This window comes from Pseudomonas sp. 67(2021), from assembly GCF_017491835.1.
Classification (GTDB): domain Bacteria; phylum Pseudomonadota; class Gammaproteobacteria; order Pseudomonadales; family Pseudomonadaceae; genus Aquipseudomonas; species Aquipseudomonas atacamensis.
Map to the genome: position 1 here is coordinate 87813 of NZ_JAFGYL010000006.1, position 14392 is coordinate 102204.

At 59.3% G+C, this 14392-nt stretch carries 11 protein-coding genes and 1 pseudogene; 6 read left to right on the forward strand and 6 right to left on the reverse strand.

The features are described 5' to 3' along the window. Positions 1-159: 159 nt before the first annotated feature. The 5 genes from J5M66_RS10335 to J5M66_RS10355 all read left to right on the forward strand — a co-directional run bounded on the left by J5M66_RS10335 (position 160) and on the right by J5M66_RS10355 (position 2800). Complete coding sequence (locus J5M66_RS10335) at positions 160-522, forward strand: CidA/LrgA family protein (protein WP_130888561.1); 363 nt, start codon at positions 160-162, stop codon at positions 520-522. Then, on the forward strand, positions 522-1238 hold the full coding sequence (locus J5M66_RS10340) for an LrgB family protein (protein ID WP_016773013.1): 717 nt from the start codon (positions 522-524) through the stop codon (positions 1236-1238). Before J5M66_RS10335 ends, J5M66_RS10340 begins: the two co-directional genes overlap by 1 nt. Before the next feature lie 10 nt (positions 1239-1248). Continuing rightward, positions 1249-1839: an LON peptidase substrate-binding domain-containing protein gene (locus J5M66_RS10345; RefSeq protein WP_110602915.1), complete on the forward strand. Its 591-nt coding sequence runs from the start codon at positions 1249-1251 to the stop codon at positions 1837-1839. Between the two features lie 112 nt (positions 1840-1951). Continuing rightward, the gene (locus J5M66_RS10350) at positions 1952-2167 is read left to right on the forward strand and encodes a hypothetical protein (protein ID WP_024014458.1); all 216 of its coding nucleotides are present in this window, start codon (positions 1952-1954) and stop codon (positions 2165-2167) included. Between the two features lie 72 nt (positions 2168-2239). Beyond that, a complete protein-coding gene (locus J5M66_RS10355; RefSeq protein ID WP_122881753.1) occupies positions 2240-2800 on the forward strand; it encodes a hypothetical protein in 561 nt (186 codons plus the stop codon). Positions 2801-2855: 55 nt separating this feature from the next. On the opposite strand, the gene J5M66_RS10360 is transcribed toward J5M66_RS10355, so the two are convergent. The 6 genes and pseudogenes from J5M66_RS10360 to J5M66_RS10380 all read right to left on the reverse strand — a co-directional run bounded on the left by J5M66_RS10360 (position 2856) and on the right by J5M66_RS10380 (position 12943). Continuing rightward, positions 2856-4811, reverse strand: coding sequence for a hypothetical protein (locus J5M66_RS10360; RefSeq protein ID WP_207808224.1), 1956 nt, complete (start codon positions 4809-4811; stop codon positions 2856-2858). A 108-nt stretch (positions 4812-4919) separates the two neighbouring features. Next, positions 4920-8270, reverse strand: coding sequence for a calcium-binding protein (locus tag J5M66_RS10365; protein WP_280074483.1), 3351 nt, complete (start codon positions 8268-8270; stop codon positions 4920-4922). Positions 8271-8451: 181 nt separating this feature from the next. Beyond that, a complete protein-coding gene (locus tag J5M66_RS10370; RefSeq protein ID WP_243432970.1) occupies positions 8452-10344 on the reverse strand; it encodes a hypothetical protein in 1893 nt (630 codons plus the stop codon). 402 nt (positions 10345-10746) lie between these two features. Continuing rightward, on the reverse strand, positions 10747-12063 hold the full coding sequence (locus J5M66_RS10375; protein ID WP_122610978.1) for a bifunctional DedA family/phosphatase PAP2 family protein: 1317 nt from the start codon (positions 12061-12063) through the stop codon (positions 10747-10749). A 50-nt stretch (positions 12064-12113) separates the two neighbouring features. Continuing rightward, positions 12114-12221 (reverse strand): annotated as a pseudogene (locus J5M66_RS26950) (metal ABC transporter ATP-binding protein); the annotation flags it as partial. Then, positions 12218-12943, reverse strand: a complete 726-nt coding sequence (locus tag J5M66_RS10380) for a DNA-3-methyladenine glycosylase (RefSeq protein WP_016773021.1) — start codon at positions 12941-12943, stop codon at positions 12218-12220. The pseudogene J5M66_RS26950 and the gene J5M66_RS10380, both read right to left, overlap by 4 nt. A 177-nt stretch (positions 12944-13120) precedes the next feature. Between J5M66_RS10380 and J5M66_RS10385 the strand changes: the two genes are divergently transcribed. After that, positions 13121-14392, forward strand: coding sequence for a glutamate-5-semialdehyde dehydrogenase (locus tag J5M66_RS10385; RefSeq protein ID WP_207808221.1), 1272 nt, complete (start codon positions 13121-13123; stop codon positions 14390-14392).

Sequence of the window (14392 nt, forward strand, 5' to 3'; positions counted from 1 at the left end):
TTCAGGGGGCGGATTTGACCGGCCTGCGAACCACTGTAGATCATCATGGCGATTTGCTCAGGTCAACCGACCATGCTTTTGGCGAATGCCGGTCCATAGCGCCGGCATGCTTATAATGCCGAGCCCCTGCTGGCTGAAAATGTAAGACGGAGATGTCGGATGTTGTTACGTGGCCTGACCCTGCTGGTGCTGTTCCAATTGCTTGGCACCGCGCTCAATCACTTGCTGTTGCCGATATTGCCGGGGCCGATCATCGGGCTGCTGCTGTTGCTGGTGTTTCTGATCATTCGCGGTGAAGTCGGCGAGCCGTTGAATCAGGCAGCGGGCAGTCTGCTGCGTTATCTGCCGTTGCTGCTGGTGCCGCCGGCGGTGGGCGTGATGGTGTATGCCACGGCGATTGCAGCGGATTTCTGGGCGATTGTCGGCGCGCTGGTGATCTCGCTGATCCTGTCGATGGCCTTTGCCGGCGTGCTCATGCAGCGGCTGGTCAAACGTCACGCGCCGCCGGCGGAGGAGTCCTGATGCTGTTTGACTGGCAAGGCGCGTGGGCGTCGGTGATTCATCATCCGCTGTTCGGCATCGGCATCACCCTCGGTGCCTATCAGCTGGTGCTGGCGGCGTTCGAGAAAACCCGCTGGATCTTTCTGCAACCGGTGCTGGTCTCCATGTTGTTGGTGATCGGTGTGCTGGTCGGCTGCGGCCTGACTTACGCGGAATACCGCAAGAGCACCGAGATCCTCAGCATTCTGCTGGGGCCGGCCACGGTGGCGCTGGCGGTGCCGCTGTATTTGAATCTGCGGCGCATTCGCCAATTGTTCTGGCCGATTTTTACTACGCTGGTGATAGGCGGGGTGGTCGCAACGGGCATGGGCGTGGCGCTGGGCTGGTGGTTCGGTGCCGATCACATGATCCTGATGACCATGGCGCCGAAATCGGTGACCTCGCCGATCGCCATGCTGGTCGCCGAGCAGATCGGCGGCGTGGCGGCGCTGGCCGCGGTGTTCGTGCTGATCACCGGGGTGATTGGCGCGATCTTCGGCCCGGCGCTGCTGACCCGCCTCGGCGTGCACAGCCCCGAAGCGCGCGGCATGGCGCTGGGCATGACCGCGCATGCGGTCGGCACGGCGGTGGCGATGCAGGAAAACGACGAGTGCGGCGCGTTCGCCGCGCTGGCAATGAGTTTGATGGGCGTGGCCACGGCGGTGTTCCTGCCGTTGGCGGTGTCGATGGTGGTGTAAGGAAATGTCTATGAGTCTGCCGCTTTTTCCGCTGAACACGGTGCTGTTCCCCGGCTGCAACCTCGATCTGCAGATCTTCGAGGCGCGCTACCTCGACATGATCGGCCGCTGCATGAAACAGGGCGTCGGCTTCGGGGTGGTGTGCATCCTTGAGGGCAGCGAAGTCGGTGTGGCACCAGAAGGTTTCGCAATGGTCGGTTGCGAGGCGCGGATCACCGATTTCGAGCAACAGGACAACGGCTTGCTCGGCATTCGCGTGCAAGGCGGGCGGCGTTTCACGGTGTTGCGCACCGAAATGCAGCGCGATCAGTTGATTGTCGCTGACGTCGAATGGCTGGACGATGAGCCCGAGCAACCGTTGCAGGACGAGGACGCCGACCTGGTCGCGCTGCTCAAGGCGCTGGCCGAACACCCGATGGTCGAGGCGTTGAACATGGGCACCGAAGCCGCCGGGCAACAGTCGTTGGCCAATCAGCTTGCCTATCTGTTGCCTTTTGCCGAAGAGGACAAGATCGATCTGCTGCAACTCGACGACCCACAGCAACGGCTGGATGCGATCCAGGCATTACTCGACGAACTGCAGGGCGAACTGTTCGCCTAGTTTCACTTTGAATCAACTCGCGCTGCCTGCCAGTATTGTTTCGCTTTTGTCTTTGTCTTAATTTCAAGTTGCTCGCAGGATGCGAGCAACTTGAAAATAACAAGGATAAATCATGACTTTATATGAAGATGAACGGGCATTCTGGGACGATATTGCTGGCAAGTATATCTTGAAGCATGCCGGTACTGATCATAACGCTGGCCACGTCATTGAGGCGGCAGCGATTTATGCGGATCGCATGGTAATGGCCCGGCGGAAACGAAAAACCGAAAACATTCCAGATGGCGATGTTCTGCGGATGTCGGCAACAGCCACAGTCGCTATCTGATCCTTTTCCTTTTTCAAATTTTCTGTCGCTGTCTTGAACATGACAGCAGAGTGTTTACCAATGGGTAGTTCTATGTCTTTGGCAAAAGTAAACAATGAAAGCTTCAGTGCCAATCTTTATCTGGACGGTCTTCCGGTAGTTCTTAATCAGCAACGCCTGCAACAGACCCTGCGCCACAAGCGCATAACTCAAGGCGAAAAACTCGATGCTGAAGTGGGGTTGGCCGACTCGCGGACATCCGCCCTTATCACCTTGGCTGACAATGAGGACGATGCTCCGTTGCTGTTGAAATTTGTTCCTGAAGGTAACTTTTACGCAATCCAAGTGATCCATCCGGGCGTGTTTGACGGTGCGCGATTATTCATCGAAGACAAGACACATAATTTGCTGGTCAGCACCAGCGCTCCGGCACAACTCTATTCAATCAGTACCTACGGCGTGGCCAAGGCTTCTTTAAGCAATATCGCATCCGGCCCGGCTTATATCGAATTGAACAGCGAGCCGAAAGATAAACCGCTGTATCGTCAGGTAAGCGATGGCATGAGCAAATTCCTCGACGCGAACCCCAACGGGACAGGGCATAACGCCTTCAATCCAAAACCCGCAAGGTTTGTGATCAGCGTGCTCAAATAGCGCAACGCCGCCATTGAAGGACAGACGCCATTCGTTATCGAATGGCGTCTGGATTTCACGGCCGATGATGTTCAGCAACGGGCCAGACTATATCGTTGGAACATGTTTTCCTGCCCTTGGGCAGCCTCACTATGGGGCCATTGGAGGCAGCTACGCGATCGATCAACTGATCGTATGAATTGTTGTGATTGCCCCCAGCCCAAGTGTGCTCCTCGATATCCGCGGCATCGCCTCCGGCCTTCCTGAAAACATCCTCGACTCTTGCCGCCCGACTCAGGTCCGAGCGCACCAGCCATATCCGCTCGGCACTGATGCCTCGCGTGGGCATGGAAATACGTCCTTCGTGGCTGTCGCCATCAAAATCCCTGTTGTTCAGGTAAAGGTTTTCCACCCTTGGGACCACTTCGATGCCGCGGGTGTCGATGACATACAGGAAACCATGTGTCTGTTTGCGTCGCAGCAACGGATAATCGCGCGAATTATCCATTTCAAATGAGGTGTCTGACTCTTCACCCGAACTGTGTCGATTTCCGCTGGATGAGTCACTGTCGGAAAAATGCCCCGGATAGCGATTGGCCTGGCTGTTGTAGTGCCGAGGGTTGGAGTAGTAATCAAAACGCAGGTATTGAATGCCGTTGCCCAATGAAAACGTCGAGCTGAAGGCATGCCGGGTTGTCGAGTCGGAAGGGTTGCCCCGCAACTTCACCAAACGTTTGTCCCGCGCCAGTTCGAAGGGGGTGCGCAAATCGGCGCGGAACATTGCCGGAATATCCGTACGGTAAAGATAATCATGCTTGTTGCGCATGTAGCCGGCATGTTCCAGATAGCTTTGCAAAAAGTCTGCTTCGTAACGCTGTTGGACAGGCGGCAAGTCACCCTCGATGCTTTCACCTTCTTGCCGCAGTCTCAGACTGAAGGGGCCAAGCTCTTCGGCAATCGGTTCGAAGCGTTTGGCATCCTGCACATTTCGGGTCAGGCTTTTGTGCTGTTCGGCCCATGCGGGAAAGCCGTTTTCCATGTCCGGACGCAAGCGTTTTTGTTGCGCGGTGCTGAGATTGTAGGTGCGTAAAAGCTCGGCGCACTCACTGCGAGTCTTTTGCGGGTGGGACCATTTCATGGAATCCAGAAGGAATTTGTAGTGACTTTTGATATCTCTGCGTCTTGCCCAGCCCGGCGGGCCCCCGATGGCCTCGGCCTCGGTACGAAAGGCAAGAATTTCTGCGCCGCGCAGGCTGTACACATCCCATAGTTCGCCATCGGTCCAGTTCACCAGCTTCAACGGCAAGGCGGCATCCGCGCGTGCTTCGCTCGGGTCTGCCTTGATCAGGCGGCCATATTTGCCCTTGAATGCGAAGCCGACATTCAGCCGAGTATTCACTTGCCCTTCATAGGGATTTTCCGCCCATTCGTGTACCGCGTAATAACCTTGTTCGTTCGGCACCGGCTGGGAACGCGGCTTGGCCAACTCATACAGGGTGTAGCGGTCGGGCGGGTACTCTTCGATGGGCTTGTTCAAACCCCACAAATCAGTGTCCGCGACTCGATAAAGAGGCGGTCCCGATGGCGTCCGTTCACTGGGCAATCTGGCGCGCCAGGCTTTGATCAGATCGTGGTACGCCACCATTACCGTCTGCCCTGCGGCCGATCCGTCGTCGTTGGCGACGTCTGCGAACTTGCGCCCCTTGTATTCTTTCAGGCCGTCTGCATCCGGGCGTAGAGTCCCGTCGATGTCTTGCAGGTAAGCCTCCAGCGGCGACATGGCAGACCGCTGAGTAGGCCTCTGCGCATCAAGGATCCGGCTCACCGTTATCACGGGTTCCGGGCTGGCGTGACTGCCGTGAGGACCGCGGGCGAGAATGTCCGGCGATGTGAGCGAGCCGTCCGGCCTGACGCGGCCAGGCAAGCGTGCATCAAGATCGATGGGACGATCCAGGCTGATCGGGCGGGAGGTCGAGGTGCCCGGCGTTTCCGGTGTCGGTAATGGGCGAAGTGTCCCGGGTTTCTGGCGCATAAAGGTCATTCCATGTAGTGAACCCGGCCAGTCATTGGCCGAGGTGATCAAGTGCCGGAATGGAGCTCAGGTCCATCCCGGCACGTTGTTGAAACCGGCAGCGCGCGGTCAGTTGATGTTGACGGGAATGAACAGGTCTTCGCGTTTGACGCGTGTCTGCCGATCAGTCAGCAGGCTCCAGTGGCGGTTTACCGAGTTGTAAACCAGCGTGCCCACTGTGTCGGGCTGGTAGCCGATGTGAGTCACGTAGACCCGCGCTGCCAACTCGTTGCGCTGCCGGTGTTGCTCGATTTCGGCCAACAGCGCATCGACGCTGGCGTAGCCTTGGGCATTGATCACGTACAGCTGCAACATCTCGAGCAGCAGCGAGACTTGATAGAGATTGCCGGCGGTGGTTGCCACGCTGACCGATTCCACCGGTGTGTCATCGCCGATATCCGGCAATTGGACAGTCACGCTGGCGATGCGCAAGCGGTTGTCCTGCAATTGGATTTCGTCGCGAGTGACGGTTTCGTCCATTGTCCTGGTGTACAGATTCCAGCTTGAGGCGTTGGCCGTTTTTGCCGCAGCCCCAGGTGTGGCCAGGCGCACGATGCAGTTGCTGGCCAGGTAGATGTCGTACGTCGCGCTATGACCCTCAAGCAGATAAATGCCGGTATGCGCCCGGGATTCGATGACGATTTTGCTGGGTCGATCGGTCAGCAGCGGCTTCTCACTGATGGCGGGCCGGGTGAACGGGTATTTGCCGTTGCGCCGTTTCAGCCAGCTTCGAGTGCTGACCTGTCGTGCGCCGGGGTTGTTGGCGTCCTCTTCGTAGTCCAGGTGCGGCAGTTGCAGGCGATAGGACACTCCGTCCCGCATGACCACAACGATGTCTTGCGCCAATTGCGGCGTGGTCACTTTGAGGCTGTTGCGCCCGCTGTACCCGGTGGCGGCAGCGATCGGTTGAATCACGCCCTTGAATGCCAGCACTTTTGCCGGCAACCGCAGCGACAGGCAGAAGTCTTTGTAGGTCAGGTGAGTATTGCCCGAAACGCCTTTGCGCACCTGGACGGCATAGCTGAGCTCGACGTCGATGATTTCGTCGTCGCCGTAGTCCAGAAAAACGCTGCGCGGCCTGGTGGCGCTGCGTGCGATGACGAACTCGACCTCGCGCTGAGTACGGGTGACAAAATGTCGGCCCAGGCTCTGATTGTCGATCGTCACCGTACCGCCATTGACGATCGCCGGGGCAGGGGCGGGCTGACCAATGACGGTCACGGCGACATCGATGTCCTGACTCAGCGCTGGACCTGGTTCCTGAGGGAGCTGAGCCAGCAGTTCGTAGCCATCCTGGGTGCGGAACAGCCATCGATCGTTATGCAACCGACGCTGGCCGTCGACCATTCGATAGACGTTTTCCAGGGTCAGCACGTGGTCCGGGTCGTCGCCGTCCTTGCCGCGCAAGGAATTGATCACCAGCGAGGTGCCGATGATCTGCCAGCGCTGAATCACCGCGTACGGCCAGCCCAATTCGATCACGCTCGAATGCGCGCTGTCCTCGGTAATTGTCGTGCGTGCGTTGGTGTGAGCGATGTAATAGCGATCGACGCCGCTACCGCCGTCCACGTGACATTCGAGGCCATAGATGGCAATCGTGTCGTTGCCGGCACCGGCGCTGACGCGATCATGGCCATGGGCGGAGATCTGGTTGGCCTCGGTATTGCCGATGACGTGGCTGCTGCCTTTGCGCAGCGTCGAAACGTTCTCGAACGATGTCAGGTGCGCGACTTCAATGCCTGGGCCTTCCGGGTCCAGACCACGCAGCGTGACCTTGCCGCTCGGCAGGTCAATCCGATGGCCGATGTATCGTGTATCAATGGCCGGCCGCTGGCCTTCGAACGCAAACGTATCGCTACCGTCGCCGCCGTCCAGCACGTTGATGTGCGGCGGTTTGGTCAGCCGATCCAGTTCCTCGTCAGCGACCTGCTGATAGAACGCATCGTTTTTGTCGCCACCGCTGAGCGCCTTGTGTCCCTGGCGGTAGGTAAACAGGTTGGGCTGCGCCTTGACGCCAGTGACACGGTCATTGCCGTCGCCCAGGCGCCAGAACACGCCTTTGCCTTCGCCTGCACTGCCGTTGACAACGCCCTTGAGGTTGTCGGGTAATCCATGGCTTGCATCGATGATATCGTCGCCGCCAACGATCACCGCCTGGCTGTCGAGTCTGAACGGCGGCTGCCCGACGCTTTCGTCCCACTGGTAACGCCATAGTTCGACAGGGCGCAATTCGGCGCGAAACGCGCCATTGACCACTTGGGCGATGGAGTCGCTGTAAGCGCCGGCAAGCATGTCTTTGGCCGACAGTTCGAGCTGTTTTTCGTAGTCACTGGAAAGCCTGGACAGCTTGAAGCGATCCATCACTTCGGCGTCCAGTTCCTTGCCGGTAAAAGCGAACCATCCCGAGCGCAGACGCTCGAGTGTTGTCAGTTCGATGTAATCATCGATCTGGTCGACGACCCTGGCGGCTTGATAGATCAATGAACCGGAGATGAGCAGTGCGGCAGCCGCGAGGCCGAGCGGGCCGGCAACACTGCCGAAACCGGCCAGCGCGGCGACGCCCAGCACCAGGCTGATGCCTGCGCCCGCTACACTCAGGGCAGCGCTGAAATAATGGTCCTGAGCTTCTTTGCCCGATGACGCGGCGGCGGCGTTGAACGATTTGATCGCGTCGACAATGTCGAACGGCAAGGTGATCGCGCTGGCGAACATTCCCGCGCCACGGCTCATGTATTTGCCGATCGAGGTCAGCGCAAAACCCCTCAGTACATTGCTGCCCTGAGTCAGCATTGCCTGGCCTGTTCTGGCCAGACCCCGCTCAATGATCAGCGAGCCGAGTTCTGCGGCGATGGATCCGCCGTAGTAGAGCATTTCCAGCGCCTCGCCTTTTTTGATCGCATCGGTCAGGGCCATGTAGCCGCTGTAGATGCCGAAGGCTTGCATGCCGACTCCTGCGCCGCTCATCAAATAGCTTTTGGTCTTGTTGATCCAGCCGGGCGCGTGTTCAAACGCGTCCGCCCGGTGGATTTCCAGCTTTTGCGCAGCCTTGCCCAATTTGTTGAGACGATCCATGGCGCTGCCCGAAACCAGCGGCGTATCACTGACGAACAATGGGCCGGCATCGACCGAGCGCTTGCAGGCAATCTCATAGAACAGCAGTGCCGCCATGTCATTGTCGGGAAAGTCCACGGCTTTCAAGCGGGACTGCACCTTTGCGGACTCGAAATGGAGTCCGTCCAGAAAAGCCTGATCCACGCGCTTCATGTTGGCATTCGCCGGACTGACAGGTTGACCGTCTACGGTCGCCCCCAGCGCTTGCAACTCGACCCGACTGATCACGACCTCGCCGATACGCAGTGGGCCCAGGTGTTTGTCGATTGCCTTCAGAGTCTGGCGAAGGGATGGGGGGCTGTCAGGCACCTCGCCTGGCACGTCCGCTCGATCGGGCATGGGTGTGGACGGCGTATGGGCATTGGCCGAGGCGTCTATGGGGGTAACTTGAAGCGCGCGCACGTGGGCGACATGAGCCGCGGGAACGATGAGTTTCGACACGTATTAATCCTTTAATGGTGTGCATGAGGAGCCGGTTTCCCTGGCGGCTTTACTTGAGCATTTGAAGTTCGGGCCAGGCGATGTCATGGGCAAACTCGTCCTTGTTGCCTGAGAGCCTGATTATCGGCAGGCCCGCCGCCTCCACCTGGTCGATCAACTGGTCGTATTCGAACCGGTTGGAGTGCCCGGCATGGGTGGCCGCTTCGATTCGATCAGCGTTTGCCCCAGCCTGCTCTTTGATGTCTTCGACCCTGGCGCCCTTGGTCAGGTCTGTGTTCAGTAACCAGACACGCTCGGCTGAAACTCCTCTGCGCGTGACCGAGATCAGCCCTTCGAAATCGTCGGAGGGGAACCAGGTCGGCGGGGTGTCACGCGCAGCGGAATTGAACATCATGTTTTCTTCGTGGGGGACGACCTCCAGATCGCGCGTGTCGAGTGCGTAGAGAAACATTTCCGTCTGCCGTGTGCGCGTGGACCGGTAGCCGCGTTCGTGATCCCATGCCACAGGGCTGTCAGGATCCGACCAGTCTGACGAGGAGTCACTCGGTGTATCACTGGCGTCGCTTGCGCCGCTTTCCGAACCGCTGTCGCCCGTGTCGCGTCCCGGGTATTTATGGGTCTGGCTGTTGAAACGCAGGTATTCGGGATCGGGGGTGCGGGCATATCCCTGTCCTGCCTGGAGACTGAACGTCGCGCTGATCGGCTTGTGTGTGGTCGCGCCGGGTTCGTGGTGATAGCGCGGCAGCATGGTGCCGTCGTTCGCCAGCTCGAACGGCGTGCGCTCGTCACCGCGAAACAGCGCCGGAATGTCCGTGCGGTACAGGCAGTTGTTCTTGTTGCGCAGATAACCGAGCTGTTTCAACAGCGCTTCGCGCACCTCGGGGGTCAGGCTGTTTTCTGCGTCGTACCAATCGTGGCGGGCATTGCGCTTGAGGTTGAGCTGCTCGAGCGCATCGGCGGCAAACTGGTCGAAGCGTTGCGGGTTGCTGACGTCCTCCAGCAAGCGCTTGTGCGCCAGTGCCCACGCCGGGAGCGTCAGATGGCTGGCCATTTCCTGCTGCAAGCGTGTGAGTTGCCTGGGCAGCAGATTGAACGATTGCAGAAAGGCTTCGCGCTCTGCAAAGCCCATCTGCGGGTGCAGCCAGCGCAACGAGTCGCGCAGCAGATCGGTTCGCGGATTTTCCGTGGTTGTGGGGTGTGCCCACTGTGGCGGCGTGCCGGTGGCCTGGGCTTGGACACGAAAGCGCGCAATGTCCTCGCCCTGTAGCCCATATAGCTGCCATATCTCATGATCGGTCCACTGTTTGAGGTGGAGCGGCGACGCTGCGAATCCACCCGCTGGAGGATCAACCGCTATGTAATTGCCATATGAATCCCGGAAGGCGAACAGCATGTTGTCTTTGCGTGAGCCAAATAGCGGATTCATTTCGTAATAGCCCTGAGCATCCGGCGAACGCCAGGATGGGCTGTAACGACTTTGATTGATGGGTATTGTCACGGGGGCGAGGCGCGGTCGCTTTGGCGCGGGTTGTTCGGTCAGGCGCCAGGTGGGGCTGTCTGCGTTTTTGTACAGGCGCGGTCCGGAGGGAACGCGCTCGGTGAGTAACTTGCTGCGCAACGCGCCGGTTTCATCCTCACCCACATGCGTGGTTTGCAGAGCTCCCTGATATTCGACGTCTGCGAACTTTCTGCCAACGATCCAGCGAAATCCATCATTGTCGGCAGGCTGCATTCCACGCACAAAGGTCTCTGATAACCAGTAATCGTTTATTGAAGTGGAATGTTCCGAGCGATAGGCGCTGTGTGCCGGTAACTGAAAGATTTCAACCGCTGGCAACCGCGGATTCGCATCGGCAAGGGCGCTGTCGAAGTTGGTACTGTGCAGCGCAAGATCGGGGATGCCGGCTCTTGGCGATATTTCAATGCTGCTGACATCAAACATGGGCCGATGTGGCGTTGGTACGTTTGCATCAGTTTGATGCGTGGTTGTGACTGACGTCTTGCGGGGTATTTTTGGACTCATGAAAGACTCGATAAGAAATGGATTGTTGTATGACTCGGCAGAACTTCAATGCATGGTTTGAATAAATATGGATAGCCAGCAAATGACCGAGTCGGGCCCATCAATCTAACTGTTTTTCAAAAGCGCGAAACACTGAGCAGGCATGTTTCAACTTGAATATGTAACGCTAGTTTTGCGTCGATCGAGAATGCGGAAATGTCGGTTTTATAACCAGGAAAGTTAACCGGGAGGGAGGAAGTTTGCGTAGGTTGCAAGCGCCGCTCTTGTCGGAATATTCCGAAAGAGCGGCGTATAAGAAATGTCGCTTGTAAATTGCCTGTTTTAGTAGGCGTAACGCAACAATGTATGTGGCAAGTGGCGCATAACGAAGAATCCGAACAGCGCGACCATGGACGGCAGGATCAGCCACCAGATCTTGAAAGGCATGGCGTTGAGCGGCGCCTGCCGCTGGTTTAACCACAGCATCGCGGCGCAGACGCAGCTTGCAAGCATTGCACCGGCCAATATGTCGGTTGGCCAGTGCGCGCCGAGATAGACCCGCGACAAAGCAATGGAGAATGCCGGGATGCAGGCAATCAGCAGCCAGGTCAGGCGCATGCGTGGCGGCTGCCCGCGTCCGGCCAGGACACCCAGCGTCAGGAACAGGGCGAATGCGCCAGAAGCATGGCCGCTGGGCATGCTGTAGGTGGTCAGTGGATCGCTGAGCACTTCCGGGCGTACCCGGGCGAAAAAATACTTGGTGCCGGTGTTGGCCATGGCGGTGATCAGCATGGTGGCGCCCGCGAACACTGCCTGGCGCCACTGCTTGCACAGCAACAGCAATATGACGAGCAGGGCGCTGAACAGCAGCATGTTGCGGAATTCGCCGATCAGGGTCAGCGTCACGGCGATTTCGTCCAGCGCTGGCTGGCGATGTTCCTGCACCAGAGTCATCACACCGTTGTCGAGCGCGGTGAGGTATGGATAGCCGATAAACAGCCCGATCAGGATCAACAGGCTCATGCCGCCGATCCAGATTGTCGCGCGACGATGGCGGCGCACGCTGCTGTTGACGCTCAGGCCGACCATCACCGCAATGCTGGCCGCGACAATCCCGGCTTCGAGCCAGAAACCTTCAGGCAATGGCAGGCGGAACGCTGCGCCCGTGGCCCAGCCCGGCAATAGATAAGCCAGGCTCCAGCCCGCAGCGGCCAGCAGGCTGACGGCGAAGAAACGCGGGAAGGGCATGTCGCACATCCCGGCGACCATCGGCAGCATCGGCCGCAGCGGGCCGATGAAACGCCCGACCAGCAGGCTGGCGATGCCATAGCGCTGGAAGTACGACTCGGCGCCGGCCATCCATTCCGGGTGATGGCGTAGCCCGGGGAGGCGGCGGATGTTCTGGTGGAAATGGCGGCCGAGGAAGTAGGAAATCAGGTCGCCAAGAATGCCGCCAAGAAAGCCCAGCAGCAGCGTTTCGCTCAATGACAGCGCGCCGCTGCCGGCCAGCACCGCCACGGCAAACAGCAGCACCGTGCCCGGCACGATCAGCCCGGCGATCGCCAGACATTCCACGCACGCCACGATGAACACCGCTGCGGCCAGCCACTGCGGATTGGCGCCGAGCCATCCGGTGATGCTATCGAGCCATGGGCCCATACAGAAAAACTCCATTCATTCTTTAAGTAATTGTTACGCGGTGGACTGCTGACCTGTGGGAGCGAGCCTGCTCGCGAATGCGCTGTGTCAGACGATAGAAGCGTTGGCTGGCACGACCCCTTCGCGAGCAGGCTCGCTCCCACAGGGGGAGACATCATTCATTGACGGATTCGGCGTCGGTTACGGGAAGCAAAATATAATCCCGGCCTTCGACCTGACCCCGTCGCAGCGGGTTCCGCGTGCACCATTGCGCATACGCAGCGTCAACGAAGCGATACATCAGGTGTTCATCACGGCCCAGCGGAATGCCCAGCCGGGTGGTTTGAATAATCTGCGAAGGTGCCGGCCCCGTATCTTCGACCAGCAACAATTCATGGTCGAAACGCTTGGCGTCCCACATCGGTACTTTCAAACCCAATGCCTTGCACAACAACGTCTGCCCGGCGCACAACTTCTGCGTCGGCCGCGGTCGGCCCTGGGCATCGGGATTGTTCAGCAGCATCTGCGCCAGACTCGCCGGGCCGCTGACCTCGTCGACCCACGGATAGGCGGATTTGATCAGCACGGCATTGCCCGGACCTTGCGCACTGAAGTTCAGCGAATCACCGCCGCGGGCGTAGTACATATAGATGTGGCCGCCATCCAGAAACAAAGCCTTACGCTTTTCTGTGTAACCGAGCGAGGCATGACTGCCTTTTTCCGCGAAGTAATAGGCTTCGGTCTCGATGATTCGCGCACTCAGCCACAGGTCACCGACGCGATGGCGGATGACTTTGCCGAGCAGCGCCTGCGCCAGAACCTGGGCGTCGCGGTCGAAAAAACTGTCCGGCAGGCCCACGGGCAGGCGCGCGGACTCGGGGCAAAGGGGCACGTTGGTCATGATGGGCAAGGTTTATCCAGGCTCAAGAGGTCGTGATGATAACAACGCTGAGCTTAATTACGTCTGAACGACGGGCAAACGCAGCTCATTTCGACCATCCGCCCGTCACCGCTGTTAGTCCCGGGACGCGACAGCTATAATCTGCCGCTTTCCTCTTTGCCAAGACCCCAGCAGACCATGACTGAGTCCGTTCTTGACTACATGACCCGATTGGGTCGCGCCGCCCGCGCTGGCTCCAAGGTCATCGGTCGCGCCAGCACCGCGCAGAAAAACCGCGCCTTGCAGGCTGCCGCCAATGCTCTGGACGCTGCACGCGCCGAGCTGGCCGCAGCCAATGAGCTGGATCTGGCTGCCGGTCGCGCGAGCGGTCTGGAGCCGGCGCTGCTGGAGCGTCTGGAACTGACCCCGGCACGCATCGACGGCATGATCGTCGGCTTGCGTCAGGTCGCTGCACTGGCGGATCCGGTCGGCGCGATCCGCGACATGAGCTTCCGTCCGTCGGGCATTCAGGTCGGCAAGATGCGCGTGCCGCTGGGCGTGATCGGGATCATCTACGAATCCCGTCCGAACGTGACCATCGATGCCGCCAGCCTGTGCCTGAAGTCCGGCAACGCGACCATCCTGCGCGGTGGCTCCGAGGCAATTCATTCCAATCGCGCGATTGCCGCGTGCATCCAGCGCGGTCTGGCCGAAGCCGAACTGCCCGCCGCTGTGGTGCAAGTGGTCGAAACCACTGACCGTGCCGCTGTCGGCGCGCTGATCAGCATGCCGGAATACGTCGACGTCATCGTGCCTCGTGGCGGTCGTGGCCTGATCGAACGCATCAGCCGCGATGCCCGCGTGCCGGTGATCAAGCATCTGGACGGCATCTGCCACGTTTACGTCAGCGAACACGCCGATCTGGCCAAAGCCCAGCGCATCGCTTTCAACGCCAAGACCTATCGTTATGGCATCTGCGGCGCGATGGAAACCCTGCTGGTCGATCAGGCTGTTGCCAAGGATTTCCTGCCGTCGATGGCTGCGCAGTTCCGCGGAAAAGGCGTCGAGCTGCGCGGTTGCGAGCGCACCCGGGCGATCATCGAAGTGGTCGCGGCCAGCGAAGACGACTGGCACACCGAGTACCTGGCGCCGATTCTGTCGATCCGTGTGGTCGACGGTCTGGAGCAGGCGATCGAACACATCAACCATTACGGCTCCCATCACACCGACTCGATCGTCAGCGAAAACCTCGCCGACACCCGCCGGTTCGTGGCGGAAGTCGACTCGGCCTCGGTGATGATCAACACGCCGACCTGCTTTGCCGATGGATTTGAATACGGATTGGGTGCCGAGATCGGCATTTCTACTGATAAGCTGCACGCCCGCGGCCCGGTCGGGCTCGAGGGGCTGACCTGCGAGAAGTACATCGTGGTCGGCGATGGCCAGTTGCGCGGCCAGGCGACGGTCTGA

Coding starts and splice junctions, on each gene's coding strand:
- J5M66_RS10385 (WP_207808221.1), top strand. CDS start 13,121: ATGACTGAGTCCGTTCTTGACTACATGACCCGATTGGGTCGCGCCGCC.
- J5M66_RS10380 (WP_016773021.1), bottom strand. CDS start 12,943: ATGACCAACGTGCCCCTTTGCCCCGAGTCCGCGCGCCTGCCCGTGGGC.
- J5M66_RS10375 (WP_122610978.1), bottom strand. CDS start 12,063: ATGGGCCCATGGCTCGATAGCATCACCGGATGGCTCGGCGCCAATCCG.
- J5M66_RS10350 (WP_024014458.1), top strand. CDS start 1,952: ATGACTTTATATGAAGATGAACGGGCATTCTGGGACGATATTGCTGGC.
- J5M66_RS10360 (WP_207808224.1), bottom strand. CDS start 4,811: ATGCGCCAGAAACCCGGGACACTTCGCCCATTACCGACACCGGAAACG.
- J5M66_RS10355 (WP_122881753.1), top strand. CDS start 2,240: ATGTCTTTGGCAAAAGTAAACAATGAAAGCTTCAGTGCCAATCTTTAT.
- J5M66_RS10370 (WP_243432970.1), bottom strand. CDS start 10,344: ATGTTTGATGTCAGCAGCATTGAAATATCGCCAAGAGCCGGCATCCCC.
- J5M66_RS10340 (WP_016773013.1), top strand. CDS start 522: ATGCTGTTTGACTGGCAAGGCGCGTGGGCGTCGGTGATTCATCATCCG.
- J5M66_RS10345 (WP_110602915.1), top strand. CDS start 1,249: ATGAGTCTGCCGCTTTTTCCGCTGAACACGGTGCTGTTCCCCGGCTGC.
- J5M66_RS10335 (WP_130888561.1), top strand. CDS start 160: ATGTTGTTACGTGGCCTGACCCTGCTGGTGCTGTTCCAATTGCTTGGC.